General features: G+C 68.1%; 19 protein-coding genes. All 19 read right to left on the bottom strand.

Annotated features, from left to right (window positions below; all coding sequences use genetic code 11):
- Nucleotides 1–91: 91 nt before the first annotated feature.
- The 19 genes from mce to CH341_RS07390 all read right to left on the bottom strand — a co-directional run bounded on the left by mce (nucleotide 92) and on the right by CH341_RS07390 (nucleotide 19166).
- Entirely contained in the window at nucleotides 92–496 is a 405-nt protein-coding gene (gene mce, locus CH341_RS07480; protein ID WP_111418409.1) for a methylmalonyl-CoA epimerase, read from the bottom strand.
- Nucleotides 497–565: 69 nt separating this feature from the next.
- On the bottom strand, nucleotides 566–2236 hold the full coding sequence (locus CH341_RS07475) for a ribonuclease J (protein ID WP_170149515.1): 1671 nt from the start codon (nucleotides 2234–2236) through the stop codon (nucleotides 566–568).
- The gene (locus CH341_RS07470) at nucleotides 2236–3015 is read right to left on the bottom strand and encodes a biotin--[acetyl-CoA-carboxylase] ligase (RefSeq protein ID WP_111418406.1); all 780 of its coding nucleotides are present in this window, start codon (nucleotides 3013–3015) and stop codon (nucleotides 2236–2238) included. Before CH341_RS07470 ends, CH341_RS07475 begins: the two co-directional genes overlap by 1 nt.
- Nucleotides 3016–3082: 67 nt before the next feature.
- Nucleotides 3083–4519, bottom strand: coding sequence for an NADH-quinone oxidoreductase subunit NuoN (gene nuoN, locus CH341_RS07465; RefSeq protein WP_111418405.1), 1437 nt, complete (start codon nucleotides 4517–4519; stop codon nucleotides 3083–3085).
- 21 nt (nucleotides 4520–4540) lie between these two features.
- On the bottom strand, nucleotides 4541–6079 hold the full coding sequence (locus CH341_RS07460) for an NADH-quinone oxidoreductase subunit M (protein WP_111418404.1): 1539 nt from the start codon (nucleotides 6077–6079) through the stop codon (nucleotides 4541–4543).
- A complete protein-coding gene (gene nuoL, locus CH341_RS07455; protein WP_111418403.1) occupies nucleotides 6079–8208 on the bottom strand; it encodes an NADH-quinone oxidoreductase subunit L in 2130 nt (709 codons plus the stop codon). The genes CH341_RS07460 and nuoL overlap by 1 nt, the downstream gene beginning before the upstream one ends.
- An 8-nt stretch (nucleotides 8209–8216) precedes the next feature.
- Nucleotides 8217–8525 (bottom strand): NADH-quinone oxidoreductase subunit NuoK, encoded by a 309-nt coding sequence (gene nuoK, locus CH341_RS07450; RefSeq protein WP_111418402.1) that lies wholly within the window; start codon nucleotides 8523–8525, stop codon nucleotides 8217–8219.
- Between the two features lie 180 nt (nucleotides 8526–8705).
- Entirely contained in the window at nucleotides 8706–9311 is a 606-nt protein-coding gene (locus CH341_RS07445) for an NADH-quinone oxidoreductase subunit J (RefSeq protein WP_111418401.1), read from the bottom strand.
- 235 nt (nucleotides 9312–9546) lie between these two features.
- Nucleotides 9547–10035 carry an NADH-quinone oxidoreductase subunit NuoI gene (gene nuoI, locus CH341_RS07440; RefSeq protein WP_111418400.1) on the bottom strand — a complete coding sequence of 163 codons (489 nt, stop codon included), beginning with the start codon at nucleotides 10033–10035 and terminating at the stop codon, nucleotides 9547–9549.
- A 10-nt stretch (nucleotides 10036–10045) separates the two neighbouring features.
- On the bottom strand, nucleotides 10046–11071 hold the full coding sequence (nuoH, locus tag CH341_RS07435) for an NADH-quinone oxidoreductase subunit NuoH (protein WP_111418399.1): 1026 nt from the start codon (nucleotides 11069–11071) through the stop codon (nucleotides 10046–10048).
- A 6-nt stretch (nucleotides 11072–11077) separates the two neighbouring features.
- Nucleotides 11078–13159 (bottom strand): NADH-quinone oxidoreductase subunit NuoG, encoded by a 2082-nt coding sequence (gene nuoG, locus CH341_RS07430; RefSeq protein ID WP_111418398.1) that lies wholly within the window; start codon nucleotides 13157–13159, stop codon nucleotides 11078–11080.
- A gap of 143 nt (nucleotides 13160–13302) precedes the next feature.
- Nucleotides 13303–14625, bottom strand: coding sequence for an NADH-quinone oxidoreductase subunit NuoF (gene nuoF, locus CH341_RS07425; RefSeq protein WP_111418408.1), 1323 nt, complete (start codon nucleotides 14623–14625; stop codon nucleotides 13303–13305).
- The gene (gene nuoE, locus CH341_RS07420; RefSeq protein WP_111418397.1) at nucleotides 14625–15380 is read right to left on the bottom strand and encodes an NADH-quinone oxidoreductase subunit NuoE; all 756 of its coding nucleotides are present in this window, start codon (nucleotides 15378–15380) and stop codon (nucleotides 14625–14627) included. Before nuoE ends, nuoF begins: the two co-directional genes overlap by 1 nt.
- A complete protein-coding gene (locus CH341_RS07415) occupies nucleotides 15381–15965 on the bottom strand; it encodes a Uma2 family endonuclease (protein ID WP_111418396.1) in 585 nt (194 codons plus the stop codon).
- Nucleotides 15962–17152, bottom strand: a complete 1191-nt coding sequence (locus tag CH341_RS07410) for an NADH-quinone oxidoreductase subunit D (protein ID WP_111418395.1) — start codon at nucleotides 17150–17152, stop codon at nucleotides 15962–15964. Before CH341_RS07410 ends, CH341_RS07415 begins: the two co-directional genes overlap by 4 nt.
- 3 nt (nucleotides 17153–17155) lie before the next feature.
- The gene (locus CH341_RS07405) at nucleotides 17156–17599 is read right to left on the bottom strand and encodes a thioesterase family protein (protein WP_111418394.1); all 444 of its coding nucleotides are present in this window, start codon (nucleotides 17597–17599) and stop codon (nucleotides 17156–17158) included.
- Between the two features lie 13 nt (nucleotides 17600–17612).
- On the bottom strand, nucleotides 17613–18218 hold the full coding sequence (locus tag CH341_RS07400; RefSeq protein WP_111418393.1) for an NADH-quinone oxidoreductase subunit C: 606 nt from the start codon (nucleotides 18216–18218) through the stop codon (nucleotides 17613–17615).
- A gap of 16 nt (nucleotides 18219–18234) precedes the next feature.
- Nucleotides 18235–18810 carry a NuoB/complex I 20 kDa subunit family protein gene (locus tag CH341_RS07395; protein ID WP_111418392.1) on the bottom strand — a complete coding sequence of 192 codons (576 nt, stop codon included), beginning with the start codon at nucleotides 18808–18810 and terminating at the stop codon, nucleotides 18235–18237.
- Complete coding sequence (locus CH341_RS07390) at nucleotides 18801–19166, bottom strand: NADH-quinone oxidoreductase subunit A (RefSeq protein ID WP_111418391.1); 366 nt, start codon at nucleotides 19164–19166, stop codon at nucleotides 18801–18803. Before CH341_RS07390 ends, CH341_RS07395 begins: the two co-directional genes overlap by 10 nt.
- Nucleotides 19167–19226 lie beyond the last annotated feature (60 nt).

The following is a 19226-nucleotide window of genomic DNA, read 5'->3' as shown; positions in this document are numbered from 1 at the left end:
CCGGACCCGATGGCGCGATCCCGGACTGACCCGTCGTGCAAGGCCCTCCGCTGGGGAGGGTGAAGTGCAGTCGGCAGCCCGCGCCCTGCCCTCAGACCTGCTCCAGCTCGACCAGCGTGCCGTTGAAGTCCTTCGGATGGAGGAACAGCACCGGCTTGCCGTGGGCGCCGATCTTCGGGGTGCCGTCGCCGAGCACCCGCGCGCCGCCGGCCTTCAGCTTGTCGCGGGCGGCGATGAGGTCCTCGACCTCGTAGCAGATGTGGTGGATGCCGCCGTCCGGGCTCTTCTCCAGGAACTTGGCGATCGGCGAGTTGTCGCCGAGCGGATACAGGAGCTCGACCTTGGTGTTCGGCAGCTCGATGAACACCACGGTGACGCCGTGCGCCGGCTGCGGCAGCGGCTCCGACACCTTGGCTCCCATCGTGTCCCGATAGAGCTTGCAGGCCTTCTCCAGATCGCCCACGGCGATCGCCACGTGATTGAGACGTCCGATCATGACGGCCCCTCTGTTGGCGTCGCGGACCACCCGCGCCGCTTTCAGCCCTTTATGCCCTATCCCGGGGTGTCAGACCGTCAGTACGTGTACTAGACAGAGGGGCTTCTTGCCCCAGGACGCTGCAATCCCGCCCCGCACCGCACGCCGGACGGCCTCGGCGACGCTGTCGGGATCGCGCCGCCGGGCCCGCGGCAGATGCTCGACCGTCTCCACCGCCGTGGCGGCGGCCTGGTCGGCGAAGCTGCGGCCGCGGCCGTCGTGGTCGGGAACGCCGATCAGCGTGACCTCGGGCTCGGAGACCAGGAGCCCGGTCTCGTCGATCGCCAGCGCCACCGCCACGACCCCGACGAAGCCGAGCCGGCGGCGGTCGGCGACCGTGCGGGCCTCCGCCTCGATGATCAGGTTGCCGTCCTTGTAGAGGCGGCCCTGCGGCACCTCGTCGACGATCCCGGGGGCACCCGGCGCGATGCGAACGAGATCGCCGTTGCGGCAGCCGACGACGTTCGGCACGCCGAGCTTGCGAGCTAGCGCGGCGTGCTCGGCCAGGTGCAGCGGCTCGCCGTGCACCGGGATGAGAATCTGCGGCTTCACCCAGCCGTACAGCTCGGCCAGCTCGTCGCGGCGCGGATGGCCGGAGACGTGGACCAGATGGTTGCGCTCGGTGAGCACCTCGACGCCCTGGGCGATCAGGCCGTTGACGATCTTGTTCACCGCCTTCTCGTTGCCCGGGATGGTGCGCGACGAGAAGATCACCCGGTCGCCCTTGGCGAGGCCGATCTCGGGATGCGAATCGGAGGCGATGCGGGCGAGCGCGGCGCGCGGCTCGCCCTGGCTGCCGGTGCACAGCGCCACCACCTTGTCGCGCGGCAGGTAGCCGTAGGTCTGCGCCGAGCGAAAATCCGGGACGCCGTCGAGATGGCCGGTCTCGCGCGCCACCTGGACGACGCGCTCCATGGCGCGGCCGACCACCACGACCTCGCGGCCGCAGGCGCGGGCCGCCTCGGCGATCGAGCGGAGGCGGGCGACGTGCGACGCGAAGGTGGTGATGGCGACGCGCTGCGGCGACTCGGCGATCAGCTTGGCCAGCGTCTTGCCGACCTCGGTCTCGGAGGGCGAGCGGCCCTCGCGCACCGAATTGGTCGAATCGCCGACCAGCGCCAGGCAGCCCTCCTCGCCGAGCCGGCGCAGGCGCGCCTCGTCGGTCGGCGGGCCGACCACGGGCGTGGGATCGAGCTTCCAGTCGCCGGTGTGAAGGACCTTTCCGAGCGGCGTCGTGATGATCAGCGCGTTCGACTCGGGGAACGAATGCGACATCGAGACGAACTCGACATCGAACGGACCGAGCTTGATGCGCCCCCCGACCGGCACCACGGTGACCGGGATCTCGGGCGCGCCCGGCTCCGCCTCGCGCTTGGCCTCGAACAGCGCCGCCGTGAACGGCGTCGCGTAGATCGGCAGCTTCAGGCGCGGCCACAGGTCGATGATGGCGCCGAAATGGTCCTCGTGCCCGTGGGTGAGGATCAGGCCGAGGAGGTTCTTGCGCTCCTCCAGCAGGAAGCGGATGTCCGGCATCACCAGGTCGACGCCGGGCAAATCCTCGCCGCCGCCGAACGAGACGCCGAGATCGACGGCGATCCAGGCTTTCTTGCGCTCCCGCCCGTACCCGTAGACGGAGAGATTCATGCCGATCTCGCCCACCCCGCCGAGCGGAGCGTAGACGAGTTCGTCGGCCTTCTGGATCATGGGCTCTGCCGGTTCGAGGAGGATGACGGACCCGGTCGCGCCAGCGGAAACACGTCGCCGGCGGCGATCTTCTGAACGCCCTCGTCCCCGCTGATTAGCAGATTCCCGTGCTCGTCGACGGATTCGAAGCACCCCGCCGTCTCTGTCCCCTCGAATCGTACCACGAGCGGTGTTCCCGGGGCCGGTCCGCGGGCCAGCCAGGCGGTCCGCGTCGTCGCGAATCCGCGGCTGCGGTCCCACTCGGCGAGGCGGACCTGCATCGCCGCGGCGAGCGCCGCGAACACGGCGTCCGCGCTGGCGGGCTCACCTTCTGCGGCGAGATCGGTCGCCGGATAGAGCGTGTCGTCCGGATGGTGCGCGCAATTGATGCCGATGCCGACCACGACGGTCAGGCCGTGCCGGGTCTCGCCCTCGACCAGGATGCCGGCGAGCTTCCTGCCGCCGCACAGCACGTCGTTCGGCCATTTCAGTGTGAGCCGGCCGGCCAGCGTAGGGGCGACGGCGCCGACCGCGTCGTACACGGCGAGCGCTGCCACGAAGGAGATCTGCGAGGCCTCGGGGATCGGCGCCGGGTCGCGCAGCAGCAGGCTGGCGAACAGGTTCCCGGGCGTCGAGGTCCAGGCCCGCCCCCGCCGCCCGCGCCCCGCCGTCTGCCGCGCCGCCGTGATCCACAACGGCCCGCTCTCCCCCGCGCGGGCACGACGAAGCGCCTCGGCATTGGTGGAGTCGAGCTCGTCGAAGGCGAGACGAGGCGTGTCGGCGAGGGAGGGGATCATGGGACTCGAGAGCCCATCGCCCGGGGCCGCCCCGTGATCCTCGAGACCGTGCTCTCACCGTCCAATGTCAGAACAGCGACTTCGCGGCGGCCGAGGCGGCGTCGACCAGCGGGGCCGGCCAGACGAAGAACAGGAGCACGAACAGGCCGGTGACGGCGAGCACCACGCCGAGCTCGCCGCGCATCGGCAGGAAGGCCGGCGCCGGCTCGTCGAAATACATCACCTTGACGATGGCGAGATAGTAGTAGGCGCCCACCACGCTGGTGACGACGCCGATCACGGCGAGCGCGTAGAGCCCGGCGTTCACGGCGGCGAGGAAGACGTAGAACTTGGCGAAGAAGCCGGCCAGCGGCGGGATGCCGGCGAGCGAGAACATCATCATGCCGAGCAGGAAGGCGACGCCCGGCTTGGTGCGCGCCAGGCCGGCGAGGTCCGAGATGTTCTCGACCGGCCCCTCCTCCCGCCGCATCGAGATGATGCAGGCGAAGGTGCCGAGCGTCATGGCGACGTAGATCGACATGTAGATCATCACGCCCTGCACGCCCTCGGCCGTGCCGGCGGCGAGCCCGATCAGCGCGAAGCCCATGTGGCCGATCGACGAGTAGGCCATCAGCCGCTTGATGTTGGTCTGCCCGATGGCGGCGAAGGAGCCGAGCGCCATCGAGGCGATGGAGACGAACACCACGATCTGCTGCCACTGCGGCAGCACGGTCGGGAACGCCGTGGTGGCGACCCGCACGAACACCGCCATGGCGGCGACCTTCGGCGCCGCCGCGAAGAACGCGGTGATCGGCGTCGGCGCGCCCTCGTAGACGTCCGGCGTCCACATGTGGAACGGCACGGCGGAAATCTTGAAGCACAGGCCGGCGAGCAGGAAGACGAGGCCGAAGGTCAGCCCCACGCCGCCCTGCTGGGCCGCCTGGGCGATGCCCGAGAACGTCACCGTGCCGGTCGAGCCGTAGACCAGCGAGGCGCCGTAGAGCAGCATGCCGGACGACAGCGCGCCGAGGACGAAATACTTCAGGCCCGCCTCGGTCGACTTCGCCTTGTCGCGGTCGATCGCCGCGACGACGTAGAGCGACAGGCTCATCAGCTCGAGCCCGAGATAGAGCGCGATCAGGTCGCCGGCCGAGATCAGCATCAGCATGCCGGTGGTGGAGAGCACGATCAGCACCGGATACTCGAAGCGCTGGCGGTCCGGCGTCGACAGGAACTCGCTCGACATGACGACGGCGACGGCCGAGCCGATCAGCGCCAGGATCTTGAAGTAGCGCGCGAAGGGATCGAGCACGAAGCTGCCGCCGAAGGTCGTGACCGTCTCGGACGGCATCAGCCCGACCAGCACGCCGGCGGCGATCAGCAGCATCACGGCGAAGCCCGAGACCGCGCCGGTCGACTGGTTGCCCCGGAAGGCCCCCATCAGGATCAGCACCATGGCCCCGATCGCGAGCACGATCTCCGGTATGGCCGGGGTGAGGGCGGGAAGCTCGACAGCGTGGTTCATCGGGATGCCGTGGTTTGCCGGTCAGTTGCCGAGGGCGGCTGCGGTCTTGCGGGTGATCACGGCGGGCGCGTCCGCCACCGTCTTGATCGCCTCCTGGTAGCTCTGCACCAGGGCCGTGACCGAGGCCGCCGACATGTCGATCACCGGCTTCGGATAGATGCCGAACCAGATGGTGAGGACGATCAGCGGCGCGAAGATCGCGATCTCGCGCGGCTCGACGTCGCGGATATGGGCGAGCGACGGCTTCTCCAGCGCGCCGAACACCACCTTGCGATACAGCCACAGCGCGTAGCAGGCCGACAGGATGATGCCGAAGCTGGCGAAGAAGGCGACCCAGGTGTTGGCCCGGAACGCGCCCATGATGGTGAGGAACTCGCCGATGAACCCGCTGGTGCCGGGCAGTCCGACATTGGCGAGCGTGAAGATCATGAAGATGGTCGCGTAGACCGGCATGCGGTTGACGAGGCCGCCATAGGCGGCGATCTCGCGGGTGTGCATGCGGTCGTAGACGACGCCGACGCAGAGGAACAGCGCGCCCGACACGATGCCGTGCGAGATCATCTGGAAGACGCTGCCGGCGACGCCCTGGGTGTTGCCGGTGAAGATGCCCATGGTCACGAAGCCCATGTGGGCGACCGACGAATAGGCGATCAGCTTCTTCACGTCCTCCTGCATGAGGGCGACCAGCGACGTGTAGACGATCGCCACCACGGAGAGCACGAACACCATCGGGGCGAAGAACTCCGACGCCTCCGGGAACATCGGCAGCGAGAAGCGCAGGAATCCGTAGCCGCCCATCTTCAGCAGGATCGCGGCCAGGATCACCGAGCCGGCCGTCGGCGCCTCGACGTGGGCGTCGGGCAACCAGGTGTGCACCGGCCACATCGGCATCTTCACGGCGAAGGAGGCGAAGAAGGCGAGCCACGCCCAGGTCTGCAGGCTGCGCGGGAAGTCGTGCTCAAGCAGCGTCGGGATGTCGGTCGTCCCGGCATTGCCGTACATCGCCATGATGGCGAGCAGCATCAGCACCGAGCCGAGCAGCGTGTAGAGGAAGAACTTGAAGCTGGCATAGACCCGGCGCGGGCCGCCCCACACCCCGATGATCAGGAACATCGGGATCAGGCCGCCTTCGAAGAACAGGTAGAAGACGACGACGTCGAGCGCCGCGAAGGTGCCGATCATCATGGTCTCGAGGACCAGGAAGGCGATCATGTACTCCTTCACCCGGCGCTGGATCGGCTTCCAGCTCGCCAGGATGCACAAGGGCATCAGGGCCGTGGTGAGGATGACGAAGGGCAGCGAGATGCCGTCCACGCCGACATGGTAGCTGATCGCGCCGGCCAGCCAGGGCTGCTTCTCGGCGAACTGGAACTCGGACGAGCCGGGGTCGAAGCGCCAGACCATGACCAGCGACACCGCGAAGGTGATCACCGTGGTCCACAGCGCGATCCAGCGCGCGTTGCGCTTCACCGCGTCGTCCTCGGCGCGCAGCATCGCGATCAGCAGCGCGCCGAGCATCGGCAGGAAGGTGGTGACGGAAAGGACGGGCCAGCTGGCCATCACCGGGCTCCCCAGATCATGAACCACGTCGCGAGCGCCGACACGCCGATCAGCATCGCGAAGGCGTAGTGGTAGAGATAGCCGGTCTGCAGCCGGACGACGTTGCGGGTGACGTCGATCACCCGGGCCGACACGCCGTCGGGTCCCAGCCCGTCGATGATGGTGCCGTCACCGCGCTTCCACAGGGTGCGGCCGAGCCACATCGCGGGCCGCACGAAGATCGCGTCGTAGAGCTCGTCGAAATACCACTTGTTCAAGAGGAACAGGTAGATCGGCTTGAGCCCCTTGGCCAGCGCGCGGGGGATCGACGGGCTCTTGATGTAGAACAGCCAGGCGACCAGGAAGCCGCCGACCATCATGACGGTCGGCAGGTAGGCGACCGTCGCCGGGATGTGGTGCATCTCGTCGAGGATGCCGGAGATCACCACCGAGCCGCGGAAGAACTCCTTGGCGCCGTGGCCCGTGAAGGCGTCGACGAACGGCAGGCCGGCCAGGAACGAGCCGGCGGCCAGCACGGCGAGCGGGATCAGCATCGGCAGCGGACTCTCGTGCGCCGCCTCGTAGTGATGGTGGTCGTGCGGCCGGCCGTAGAAGGTCTTGAAGATCAGCCGCCACGAGTAGAACGCGGTGAGCGCCGCGGCCACCACGGTGCAGACGAAGCCGTACATGGCCATCGGATTGTGGCCGGCGTGCTCGCTGGCGAAGGCCGCCTCGATGATGGCGTCCTTGGAGAAGTAGCCGGCGGTCAGCGGGAATCCGGTGAGCGCCAGCGTGCCGACCACCATCATGTAGAAGGTGAACGGGATCTTCTTGCGCAGGCCGCCCATCATGCGGATGTCCTGCTCGTGATGCATCGCGACGATCACGGAGCCGGAGCCCAAGAACAGCAGCGCCTTGAAGAAGGCGTGGGTGAACAGGTGGAACATGCCGACCGAATAGGCCCCCACCCCCATCGCGACGAACATGTAGCCGAGCTGCGAGCAGGTCGAGTAGGCGATGATGCGCTTGATGTCGTTCTGCACCAGGCCGATCGTCGCCGCGAACAGCGCCGTGGTGGCGCCGATGAAGGTGACGAAGGCGAGCGCGGTCGGCGACAGCTCGAACAGGGGCGACAGGCGCGCCACCATGAACACGCCGGCCGTCACCATGGTGGCGGCGTGGATCAGCGCCGACACCGGCGTCGGGCCCTCCATGGCGTCGGGCAGCCAGGTGTGCAGCAGGAACTGCGCCGACTTGCCCATCGCGCCCATGAACAGCAGCAGGCAGATCACGGTCAGTGCGTCGAGATCCCAGCTCAGGAAGTGCATGGTCTTGCCGACCAGCGACGGCGCCTGGGCGAAGACGGTGTCGAAGTCGACCGCCTGGGTCATCACGAACACGGCGAAGATGCCGAGCATGAAACCGAAGTCGCCGACGCGGTTGACCACGAAGGCCTTGATGGCGGCGGCGCAGGCGGACGGCTTCTTGTACCAGAAGCCGATCAAGAGGTAGCTGGCGAGGCCGACGCCCTCCCAGCCGAAGAACAGCTGCACCAGGTTGTCGGCCGTCACCAGCATCAGCATGGCGAAGGTGAACAGCGACAGGTAGCCGAAGAAGCGCGGCCGGTCCGGATCGTCGACCATGTAGCCGATCGAGTAGAGGTGGACGAGCGCCGACACCGTGGTGACGACCACCAGCATGACCGAGGTCAGCGCGTCGATGCGCAGCGCCCACTCGACCTTGAGGTCGCCGGACAGGATCCAGGGCGCGATCGCCTCGCGCACCTCCGCCCCGCCGAAGCCGACGCGGGCGAAGGCGATCCACGACAGCGCCATGCAGACGAACAGCAGCGTCGTCGTCACCACCTCGGCGGCGCGCGAGCCCGGCGCGGCCGGCTCGACGGCGTGGTGGTCGTGCGCGTGCGCCGACCCGTGCGCCCCGTGGGCGCCGTGCGAATGCTCGTCGTGCGAGACCGCGACGGCGGCGTGGGCGCCGTGCACCGACGGCGCGCCGGAGCCGTGCGGCTCGGCGTGGTGGTCGTCGTCGGGACCGGGATAGCCGCCCGGATGCAGCGTGCGGGCGCCGACGATGGCGATCGCGGCGGCGATCAGGAAGCCCAGCAAAGGCAGGAAGACGATGGCCTGGAACATCGCGCCGCTCAGCCCTTCATGAGGTTGATGTCTTCCACCGCGATCGAGCCGCGGTTGCGGAAGAAGACGACCAGGATGGCGAGCCCGATGGCCGCCTCGGCGGCCGCCACCGTGAGGATGATCAGGGCGAACACCTGCCCGACCAGGTCACCCATGTGGGTCGAGAAGGCCACCATGTTGATGTTGACGGCGAGCAGGATCAGCTCGACCGACATCAGGATGATGATGACGTTCTTGCGGTTCAGGAAGATGCCGAAGATCCCGATGGTGAACAGGATCGCGGCGACCGCGAGGTAATGGCCGAGGCCGATGGTCATCGTTCGCTCCTCGTCCACGATCGGGCCGTGCCCCGCGTCTCGGTCGTCCCGGGGCGCGGCCGTGAGCCGCGAGCCCGGGACCCATGACCCCGGTCCGTGGAGATGGATTCCAGGCTCGCCGCTGCGCGGCGCCCCGGAACGACGGGACCCTGTGGCTCCGAAATCGACATCACGATGCCCTCACAGCCCCTGCCCCGGCTTGACGTCGACCAGGGTGATGATGGCTTCCTTCCGGCGCATCAGCTGGTCCGGGATCGACTGCCGCTTGACGCCCGGCTTGTGGCGGAGCGTGAGCACGATGGCGCCGAGCATCGAGACCAGGAGGACGAGGCCGGCCGCCTGGAAGAAGTAGACGTAGCGGGTGTAGAGCACGAGGCCGAGCGCCTGCGCATTGGTGACCCCGGTCGGGATCGGCGCGACCGCGGTGCGCGGCAGGCCCGAACCGATCACCCAGGCGCCGACCACCATCAGGAGCTCGACCAGCAGCACGACGCCGATCAGGGCGCCGATCGGCATGTAGTTGTCGAAGCCGCGACGCAGCTCGGCGAAGTCGACGTCGAGCATCATCACCACGAACAGGAACAGCACCGCGACGGCGCCGACATAGACGACGACCAGGATCATGGCCAGGAACTCGGCGCCCATCAGAACGAACAGGCCGGCCGCGTTGACGAAGGCCAGGATCAGGAACAGCACCGAATGCACCGGGTTGCGCGACGCCACCACCATCACGGCGGACGCCACGCAGATGCCGGCGAACAGGTAGAAGAACAGCGCGGGGATCATGGGGTCGCCCTTGTGGTGGGGCACGCGAAATTCGCAAGAGGCATGCGGCCCGCCGCGAGCACGGCGGGCTCCCTCTCCCCTTGTGGGGGAGGGTTGGGGTGGGGGGTAGTCACGAATGCAGGTGCACGCGGCTCACCCCTCTCCGTGTCCCTCCCCCACAAGGGGGGAGGGAACGACGGGGAGAGGTCCGTCGCACCAACCGGACCAAAGGTGATGACGAACGTGTCCATCCCGCTCACCGGTACGGCGCGTCGAGGGCGATGGACTGGGCGACCTCGCGTTCCCAGCGGTCGCCGTTGGCGAGCAGGCGCTCCTTGTCGTAGTAGAGCTCCTCGCGGGTCTCGGTCGCGAACTCGAAGTTCGGGCCCTCGACGATGGCGTCCACCGGGCAGGCCTCCTGGCAGTAGCCGCAGTAGATGCACTTCACCATGTCGATGTCGTAGCGGGTGGTGCGCCGGGTGCCGTCGTTGCGGCGCGGGCCCGCCTCGATGGTGATCGCCTGGGCCGGACAGATCGCCTCGCACAGCTTGCAGGCGATGCAGCGCTCCTCGCCGTTCGGATAGCGGCGCAGCACGTGCTCGCCGCGGAAGCGGGGCGAAATCGGGTTCTTCTCGAACGGGTAGTTGATGGTCGGCTTCGGCTTGAAGAAATACCGCATCGACAGGCCGATGGCCTGCACGAACTCCCACAGGAACAGCTGCTTCGCGGCCTGATCTAACCTCATCGGGGGATCCTCACTTCGCCGCCAGCCCGGTGTATTGCAGCACGCCCGCGACGATCACCACCATCACCAGCGAGATCGGCAGGAACACCTTCCAGCCGAGCCGCATGAGCTGATCGTAGCGGTAGCGCGGCACGAACGCCTTCACCAGGGCGAACATGAAGAAGACGAACACCACCTTCAGGGTGAACCAGATCACCCCGGGCACCCAGGTGAACGGCGCGAACGGGATCGGCGACAGCCAGCCGCCCAGGAACAGGATGGTGGTCAGGGCGCACATGGTGGTGATCGCCACGTACTCGCCCAGCATGAACAGGACGTAGGGCGTCGAGCCGTATTCCACCATGTAGCCGGCGACCAGCTCGGACTCGGCCTCGACCAGGTCGAAGGGCGGCCGGTTGGTCTCGGCCAGCGCCGAGACGAAGAAGATGATGAACATCGGGAACAGCGGCAGCCAGTACCAGCCGAGCAGGCCGTACGGACCGTCCTGCGCCTTGACGATGGCGGTCAGGTTCAGCGAGCCGACGCACAGCAGCACCGTGATGATGACGAAGCCGATCGAGACCTCGTAGGACACCATCTGGGCGGCGGAGCGCAGCGACGACAGGAAGGCGTATTTCGAGTTCGACGCCCAGCCGGCCATGATGATGCCGTACACGCCGAGCGACGAGATCGCGAAGATGTAGAGGATGCCGACATTGATGTCGGCCACGGCCCAGCCCTCGGCCACCGGGATCACGGCCCAGGCGGAGAGCCCGAGCACGCAGGTGACGATCGGCGCCAGGATGAACAGGCCCTTGTTGGCGCCGTCCGGGATGATCGGCTCCTTGAGGGCGAACTTCATCATGTCCGCGAAGGACTGCAGCAGCCCCCACGGGCCGACCACGTTGGGGCCGCGCCGGATCTGAACGGCCGCCCAGATCTTGCGGTCGGCGTACAGGATGTAGGCGATCACGATCAGCAGCACCGCGAGCAGCGCGAAGCTGTGAATCACGATCAACAGCAGCGGCCAGAGATAGTTGGTCCACAGCTCGGCCATCGGGGGCTACTCCGCGGCGCGCAGCGCCTCGGCGCCCTGGGCGAGTGCGGAGCACTCGGCCATGACGGCGGACGCGCGGGCGATCGGGTTGGTGAGATAGAAATCCGTGATCGTCGAGGCGAAGGGCGCCGACTCGACCGCCCCGCCGCGCGAGGCGAGGCGCTGCACGTCGTCGGCGCTGGCCGGCTCCAGGCGGTCGATCCGCTGCAGGTGCGGATGCGCCCTGAACAGGGTCGCGCGTAATGCCGCCAGGCTGTCGTAGGGCAGCTTGCGGCCGAGCACGTCGGACAGGGCGCGAAGGATCGCCCAGTCCTCGCGGGCGTCGCCGGGCGGGAAGGCGGCGCGCAGGCCCATCTGCGGGCGGCCCTCGGTGTTCACCCAGAGGCCGGACTTTTCCGTGTAGGCGGCGCCCGGCAGGATCACGTCGGCCCGGTGCGCCCCGCGGTCGCCGTGGGTGCCGATGTAGACCACGAAGGTCTCGGCCGCGACCTCGATCTCGTCGGCGCCGAGCAGGAACAGCACGTCGAGCGTGCCGAAGGCCGCCATCTCGGACGCGGTGAGGCCGCCCTGCCCCGGCACGAAGCCGATGTCGAGGCCGCCGACCCGCGACGCCGCGGTGTGCAGCACGGCGAAGCCGTTCCAGCCGTCCGTCACGGCACCGACCGCGACGGCCGCCTTGGCGGCGAGCGACGCGACGGCGGCGCCGTCGGCCCGGGTCGTCGCACCGCTGCCGAGCAGCACGAGCGGACGCTCGGCCGCGCTCAGCAGGCCGGCGAAGTCGCCCTTGCCGGCGGCGAGGTCGGCGAGCGAGTCGGGCCCGGCGCCGATGTAGTGGTACGGATAGGTGAGCCCGACCCGCGGCCCGATCACGCCGACCGGGAACGGGCCCTGGCGCCAGCGCTTGCGGATGCGGGCGTTGAGCACGGCCGCCTCGCGGCGCGGATCGGCGCCGACGATGACGAGGGCGTCCGCCTTCTCGATCCCGGCGATGGTCGGATTGAACAGATAGGTGCCGCGCCCCTGCGCCGGATCGAGCGCCGAGCCGTCCTGCCGGCAGTCGATGCTCTTCGAGCCGAGCCCGGACAGGAGCTCCTTGAGGGCGAACATCTCCTCGACGCTGGCGAGATCGCCCGCGATGGCGCCGATGCGGCCCGGACCCGTGGTGTCGATCTTGGCGGCGATCGCCTTGAACGCCTCGCCCCAGCTCGCCGGCCGGAGGCGGCCGTTCTCGCGCACATAGGGACGGTCGAGGCGCTGGACCCGCAGCCCGTCCACGACGTGGCGGGTCTTGTCGGAGATCCACTCCTCGTTCACGTCCTCGTTCAGCCGCGGCAGGATGCGCAGCACCTCGCGGCCGCGCGAGTCGACCCGGATGGCCGAGCCGACCGCGTCCATCACGTCGACCGACTGGGTCTTCGACAGCTCCCAGGGGCGCGCCGTGAACGCATAGGGCTTCGAGGTCAGCGCACCCACGGGGCAGAGATCGACCACGTTGCCCTGCAGCTCCGAGGTCAGCGCCTGCTCCAGATAGGTGGTGATCTCCATGTCCTCGCCGCGCCCGATGGCGCCGAGCTCCGGCACGCCGGCGACCTCGGTGGCGAAGCGCACGCAGCGGGTGCACTGGATGCACCGGTTCATCGAGGTCTTCACCAGGGCGCCGAGATACTTGTCCTCGACGGCGCGCTTGTTCTCCTGGAACCGCGACGAGTCGACCCCGTAGGCCATCGCCTGGTCCTGCAGGTCGCATTCGCCGCCCTGGTCGCAGATCGGGCAGTCGAGCGGGTGGTTGATGAGGAGGAACTCCATCACCCCCTCGCGCGCCTTCTTGACCATCGGCGACTTGGTGACGACCTGCGGCGGCTCGCCGTTGGGGCCGGGCCGGCAGTCGCGCACGCCCCAGGCGCAGCTCGCCACCGGCTTGGGCGAGCCCTTCAGCTCGACCAGGCACATGCGGCAATTGCCGGCGATCGACAGGCGCTCGTGGAAGCAGAAGCGCGGAATCTCGGCGCCCGCCGCCTCGCACGCCTGCAACAGCGTGTATTCGGCCGGGACGTCCACTTCGATGCCGTCGACGATGAGCTTGGTCATCTCACGTTCGTTCCTGCTCGACCGCCACCTTCTCCTTCGTCATCGCCGGGCTCGACCCGGCGATCCATCGTCTTCGTGTGATGGATGCCCGGATCGGGTCCGGGCATGACGCTTGAGTGCTGGGCTGCCCCTTCGTTCTCGATTTACTCCGCCGCCTCGGCGACCGTGTCGGGATCGCGCACGCCCTCGTTGTCGGGGCGCGCCGCGTAGTCTTCGATCCGCTTCTCGATCTCGTGCCGGAAATGAGTGATCAGGCCCTGGATCGGCCACGCCGCGGCGTCGCCGAGCGCGCAGATGGTGTGGCCCTCGACCTGCTTCGACACCTCGAGCAGCATGTCGATCTCGCGCTTGTGGGCGCGGCCCTCGGCCATCCGCGAGACGACCCGCCACATCCAGCCGGTGCCTTCCCGGCACGGCGTGCACTGGCCGCAGCTCTCGTGGCGATAGAAGTAGGAGATGCGCGCAATCGCCCGGACGATGTCGGTCGACTTGTCCATCACGATCACGGCGGCGGTGCCGAGGCCCGACTTCAGCTTCATCAGCGAGTCGAAGTCCATCGAGAGGTCGTCGCAGAGGCTGGCCGGCAGGCAGCGCACCGACGAGCCGCCCGGGATCACCGCGAGCAGATTGTCCCAGCCGCCCCGCACGCCGCCCGCATGGGTCTCGATGAGGGTCCTGAGCGGGATGCCCATCTCCTCCTCGACGTTGCAGGGCTTCTCCACGTGGCCGGAGATGCAGAACAGCTTGGTGCCGGTGTTGTTGGGCTTGCCGATCGAGGAGAACCACGCGGCGCCGCGGCGCAGGATGGTCGGCGCGACCGCGATGCTTTCGACATTGTTGACCGTGGTCGGGCAGCCGTAGAGGCCGACATTGGCCGGGAACGGCGGCTTCAGCCGCGGCATGCCCTTCTTGCCTTCGAGGCTCTCCAGCAGCGCCGTTTCCTCGCCGCAGATATAGGCGCCGGCGCCGTGATGGACGTAGAGCTCGAAGTCGTAGCCGTGGATGTTGTTCTTGCCGATCAGCCGGGCCTCGTAGGCCTGGTCGATCGCCGCCTGCAGGCGCTCGCGCTCGCGGATGAACTCGCCGCGCACGTAGATGTAGCCGGCGCTGGCGCCCATGGCGAAGCCGGCGATCAGGCAGCCCTCGACCAAAAGATGCGGGTCGTGTCGCAGAATCTCGCGGTCCTTGCAGGTGCCGGGCTCGGACTCGTCGGCATTGACCACGAGGTAGCTCGGCCGCCCGTCGGCCGGGGTCTTCGGCATGAACGACCATTTCAGGCCGGTGGGGAAGCCGGCGCCGCCGCGCCCGCGCAGCCCCGAGGCCTTCATCTCGTTGATGATGCCGTCGCGGCCCTTCTCCAGGATCGCCTTGGTGCCGTCCCAGGCGCCGCGCTGGCGCGCGCCCTCGAGGCCCCAGTCGCCGAGGCCGTACAGATTGGTGAAGATGCGATCGCGATCGTGCAGCATCATTCCCGCCTGGTGCTCTTGCGGCCCTTGGATCCGTCCTTGGCCGGCGATTTGGGAGCGGCTTCGTCACGCACATTGGCGGCCTCGCCGGGCCGCTTGGCGTCGGCATCGGCGAGCGCCGGCTCCTTCGCGGAGGCCGGGGCGCCGGTGCCGATCTCGCCGGTGAGCGTCGTCGGTCCGCCGACCGGGGCCGAGAACTGCCGGTCGATCTGCGGCCCGGTCTTCACCGGCCGTCCCGCCGCCAGGTCGTCGAGGAGCTTGGCGAAATTCTCCGGCGTCAGATCCTCGTAGTAGTCGTAGTTGATCTGGGCCATGGGGGCGTTGACGCAGGCGCCCAGGCACTCGACCTCGATCCACGACAGCGCGCCGTCCGCCGTGACGTGGTGCTCGTGGCCGATCTTCTCGTGGCAGACCTTCTTGAGCGCGTCGGCGCCGCGCAGCACGCAGGGCGTGGTGCCGCAGAGCTGGACGTGGTGGCGGCCGACCGGCTCGAGATTGAACATCGTGTAGAAGGTCGCGACCTCCAGCACCCGGATGGTCGGCATGCCGAGCAGCGTGGCGACGTGCTCGATCGCCTTCTGCGGCACCCAGCCGCCGGCCTGCTCCTGCGCCCGCCACAGCAGCGGGATCACGGCGGAGGCCTGCCGGCCTTCGGGATACTTGGCGATCTGACCCTTTGCCCAGTCGAGATTCGCCTCGGTGAAGGCGAAGCTCTCGGGCTGCTGCTCGGCGGGCGCGAGACGACGGACGGCCATCTAGTGGATCTCCTTCGCAGCCGCAGCCGGGCCGAGCAGTGACGCGACCGCGACCGTGAGTCCGGGCGGATCGAGCACGATGTCGCCCTCGCGTACGATGCGGGTGTCGATGGTGCCTTGATCGTTACGACGGTGATGGATGACCGCGCATTTCATCGGCAACACGATGAGATAGTGCCGAACGCTCTCGACCTTGAAGTAGTCCAGAAGCTTCGTTGCGACATCGTCGTGCTCGCTCGACGGCGATACGACTTCGACCACGATCAAGGGCGCCGGCAGGAGCTTCGTTTCGAGATCGATGCCGTCGCCAAGTTGAACAGAGGCGTCCGGCTCCCTGACGGTCGTTTCACCGACGGCGATCCCCATGCCGTCGGTGAACACCATGGCGGACACGCCGGCCCGCTTGATCGAGTCGAGAAGCGCGACGGCGACGGCGAGCTTCACGAGGTTGTGCCGTGCACGCTCCGGAGACATCGGCAGGATCCTCCCGTCGACCAGCTCGTAGCGGTCGGTCTCGGGCTGCCGCTCGCTCCAGGCCAGGAACTCCGGCACGGTCATGGAGACGGACGGAAGAGGCGCGTTCATCGGTCGACCTCCCCGAACACCAGGTCGAGCGAGCCGATGATGGCGGTCATGTCGGCCAGCATGTGCCCCTTGCTGATGTAGTCGATCGAGCTCAGATGGGCGAAGCCGGTCGCCCGGATCTTGCACTTGTAGGGCTTGTTGGTGCCGTCCGAGACCAGGTAGACGCCGAGCTCGCCCTTGGGCGTCTCGGCGGCGGCGTAGACCTCGCCGGGGGGCACGTGAAAGCCCTCGGTGTAGAGCTTGAAGTGGTGGATCAGCGCTTCCATCGAGCGCTTCATCTCGCCGCGCCGCGGCGGCGTCACCTTGTTGTCCTCGGCCAGCACCGGGCCCTGCCCGTCCGGCTGCCGCAGCTTGACCAGGCACTGCCGCATGATGCGGATCGATTGCCGCATCTCCTCCATGCGCACCAGATAGCGGTCGTAGCAGTCGCCGTGCTTGCCGACCGGGATGTCGAACTCCATCTCGTCGTAGCACTCGTAGGGCTGCGCCCGACGGAGGTCCCAGGCGGCGCCGGCGGCTCGCACCAGCGGCCCCGAATAGCCCCAGCCCCAGCACTCGTCGAGCGTCATGATGCCGATGTCGACCATGCGCTGCTTGAAGATGCGGTTGCCGGTCAACAGCGCGTCGAGGTCCTCGATCATCGCCAAGCAGGGGTCGCAGAACGCCTCGATGTCGTCGAGCAGCTTCGGCGTCACGTCCTGGTGCACGCCGCCGGGCCGGAAATAGTTGGCGTGCATGCGGGCTCCCGAGGCGCGCTCGTAGAAGCCCATGATCTGCTCGCGGAACTCGAAGCCCCACAGCGGCGGCGTCAGCGCGCCGATGTCGAGCGCGCCCGTGGTGATGTTGAGGATGTGGTTCTTGATGCGGGTCAGCTCGAGGAACAGCACCCGCAGGAGCTGGCCGCGGCGCGGCACCGTCACGCCGAGCAGCTTCTCGATCGCCAGGCAGAAGACGTGCTCCTGCGACATCGGCGAGGAGTAGTCGAGGCGATCGAAATACGGGATCGCCTGCATGTAGGTCTTGTACTCGATCAGCTTCTCGGTGCCGCGATGCAAGAGCCCGACATGCGGATCGGCGCGCTCGACGATCTCGCCGTCGAGGTCGAGCAGCAGGCGCAGCACGCCGTGCGCCGACGGATGCTGCGGCCCGAAGTTGATCGTGAAGCTGCGGACGGAGGTTTCGGCCATGACTTATGTCGCTGCCTCTGCGGTCACGCCCGCGCGCGCCGCCTTGTCGCCCACGCGGGCATTGAACTTGTCCCATGCGACCACCACGCGCTCGTGGCGGCCCTCGCCGATCGGGTCGACGCCGTCGTGCGCCTTGACCCGGAAGGCGAGCTTGCGGCCGTCGACCGCGACGCACTCCGCCTCGACCGTGACGGTCAGGCCGGGGGGCGTCGCCGCCAGGTGGCTGACGTCGATATGGGTGCCGAGGCTCCCCTCGCCCGCGTCGAGATGCGGCGCCAGGAGCTGCACGCAGGCCCATTCCATCAGCCCCACCATGAAGCCGGTCGCGAACACCTCCGGCATCGCCTGGAACTCGGGCGCCTCCGGATAGAGGTACGGCACCGTCTTGCTCGCGGGAATCGCGAACGCCAGACGATGCGTCAGCCCGGGCGTCAGGGTGGGTTTCATGCGCAGACCGCCCTCACCCCGCCTTGGCCTTCTCGTCGCCGGGCAGCACGTAGTCGGTGCCTTCCCAGGGCGACAGGAAGTCGAAGTTGCGGAACTCCTGGCCGAGCTGCACCTTCTCGTAGACGACGCGCTTCTGCTCGTCGTCCCAGCGCACCTCGAGGAAGCCGGTGAGCGGGAAGTCCTTGCGCAGCGGGTGCCCCTCGAACCCGTAGTCGGTGAGGATGCGCCGCAGGTCCGGGTGCCCGGCGAACACCACGCCGTAGAGATCGAACACCTCGCGCTCGAACCAGTCGGCGCCCGGGAACACCGAGATGATCGACGGCACCGGCGTCGCCTCGTCGGTCTCGGTCTTGATGCGGACGCGCCAGTTCTTGTAGGGCGACATCAGGTGGTAGACGACGTCGAACCGCTGGGCGCGCTGCGGCCAGTCGACAGCCGTCACGTCCACGAAGGTGACGAACCGGAACGCCGGGTCGTCGCGCAGCCGCGTCGTCACGGCGACGATCTCGGCCGCCACCGCCGTGACGGTCAGCTCGCCCACCGCCACCGTGTAGCCCGTCACGGCGCCGGGCAGCGCGCGCAGGATGGCCTGTCCGAGCTCGTCGAGCCTGTCGTCCATGAGGCGTCCTCGCGGCTTAACGTTCGATGGTGCCGGTACGGCGGATTTTTCTCTGGAGCAGCAGCACGCCGTACAGCAGCGCCTCGGCGCTCGGCGGGCAGCCCGGGACGTAGACGTCGACCGGGACGATGCGGTCGCATCCGCGCACCACCGAGTACGAGTAGTAGTAGTATCCGCCGCCGTTGGCGCAGGAGCCCATGGAGATGACGTAGCGCGGCTCCGGCATCTGGTCGTAGACCTTGCGCATGGCCGGCGCCATCTTGTTGGTCAGGGTGCCGGCGACGATCATCACGTCCGACTGGCGCGGCGAGGCGCGCGGCGCGAAGCCGAAGCGCTCGAGGTCGTAGCGCGGCATGGCGGCGTGAATCATCTCGATGGCGCAGCAGGCCAGGCCGAACTGCATCCACATCAGCGAGCCGGTGCGGGCCCAGTTGATGATCTCGTCGGTCGCGGTGACGATGAAGCCCTTGTCGGCGAGCTCGTCGTTCACCCCGGCGAAGAAGGGATCGTCGGCGCCGACCGGCTTGCCGGTGCGAGGGTCGAGAACTCCGGTCGCGGCGGGCGCCACCAGGGTCCGATCGGTCAGTCCCATTCGAGGGCTCCCTTCTTCCATTCATAGACGAAGCCGATGGTCAGCACGCCGAGAAAGACCATCATCGACCAGAAACCGAACGTGCCGATCTCGCCGAATGCCGCCGCCCAGGGAAAAAGGAAGGAAACCTCGAGGTCGAAAATGATGAACAGGATCGAGATGAGATAGAAACGGACGTCGAATTTCATGCGGGCGTCGTCGAATGCGTTGAATCCGCATTCGTAGGCCGAGAGCTTTTCCGCGTCGGGATTCTTGTACGCGATCAGGAACGGCGCGACCATCAGGCCGAGCACGATCACCATCGAGATGGCGATGAACACCACGATGGGCAGGTAGTCGAGCAGCAAGGCGTTCATTCGAGACCCCTGATCGCGATCGACATACCGTCGGGAGGATTGCCCCACCGCCGGCCGTTC

Origin of the sequence: Rhodoplanes roseus (genome assembly GCF_003258865.1) — a bacterium.
GTDB lineage: Bacteria > Pseudomonadota > Alphaproteobacteria > Rhizobiales > Xanthobacteraceae > Rhodoplanes > Rhodoplanes roseus.
This window is presented reverse-complemented; position numbering and strand designations above follow the sequence as displayed.

Excerpts from the sequence above, each read along its gene's own strand:
- nuoH (WP_111418399.1), bottom strand. The coding sequence starts at position 11,071 with ATGGCCGAGCTGTGGACCAACTATCTCTGGCCGCTGCTGTTGATCGTG.
- nuoN (WP_111418405.1), bottom strand. The coding sequence starts at position 4,519 with ATGAACCACGCTGTCGAGCTTCCCGCCCTCACCCCGGCCATACCGGAG.
- CH341_RS07460 (WP_111418404.1), bottom strand. The coding sequence starts at position 6,079 with ATGGCCAGCTGGCCCGTCCTTTCCGTCACCACCTTCCTGCCGATGCTC.
- CH341_RS07400 (WP_111418393.1), bottom strand. The coding sequence starts at position 18,218 with ATGGACGACAGGCTCGACGAGCTCGGACAGGCCATCCTGCGCGCGCTG.
- mce (WP_111418409.1), bottom strand. The coding sequence starts at position 496 with ATGATCGGACGTCTCAATCACGTGGCGATCGCCGTGGGCGATCTGGAG.
- nuoG (WP_111418398.1), bottom strand. The coding sequence starts at position 13,159 with ATGACCAAGCTCATCGTCGACGGCATCGAAGTGGACGTCCCGGCCGAA.
- CH341_RS07415 (WP_111418396.1), bottom strand. The coding sequence starts at position 15,965 with ATGAACGCGCCTCTTCCGTCCGTCTCCATGACCGTGCCGGAGTTCCTG.
- CH341_RS07410 (WP_111418395.1), bottom strand. The coding sequence starts at position 17,152 with ATGGCCGAAACCTCCGTCCGCAGCTTCACGATCAACTTCGGGCCGCAG.
- nuoK (WP_111418402.1), bottom strand. The coding sequence starts at position 8,525 with ATGACCATCGGCCTCGGCCATTACCTCGCGGTCGCCGCGATCCTGTTC.
- nuoI (WP_111418400.1), bottom strand. The coding sequence starts at position 10,035 with ATGAGGTTAGATCAGGCCGCGAAGCAGCTGTTCCTGTGGGAGTTCGTG.
- nuoF (WP_111418408.1), bottom strand. The coding sequence starts at position 14,625 with ATGCTGCACGATCGCGATCGCATCTTCACCAATCTGTACGGCCTCGGC.
- CH341_RS07445 (WP_111418401.1), bottom strand. The coding sequence starts at position 9,311 with ATGATCCCCGCGCTGTTCTTCTACCTGTTCGCCGGCATCTGCGTGGCG.
- CH341_RS07405 (WP_111418394.1), bottom strand. The coding sequence starts at position 17,599 with ATGAAACCCACCCTGACGCCCGGGCTGACGCATCGTCTGGCGTTCGCG.
- CH341_RS07390 (WP_111418391.1), bottom strand. The coding sequence starts at position 19,166 with ATGAACGCCTTGCTGCTCGACTACCTGCCCATCGTGGTGTTCATCGCC.
- nuoL (WP_111418403.1), bottom strand. The coding sequence starts at position 8,208 with ATGTTCCAGGCCATCGTCTTCCTGCCTTTGCTGGGCTTCCTGATCGCC.
- nuoE (WP_111418397.1), bottom strand. The coding sequence starts at position 15,380 with ATGGCCGTCCGTCGTCTCGCGCCCGCCGAGCAGCAGCCCGAGAGCTTC.
- CH341_RS07470 (WP_111418406.1), bottom strand. The coding sequence starts at position 3,015 with ATGATCCCCTCCCTCGCCGACACGCCTCGTCTCGCCTTCGACGAGCTC.
- CH341_RS07395 (WP_111418392.1), bottom strand. The coding sequence starts at position 18,810 with ATGGGACTGACCGATCGGACCCTGGTGGCGCCCGCCGCGACCGGAGTT.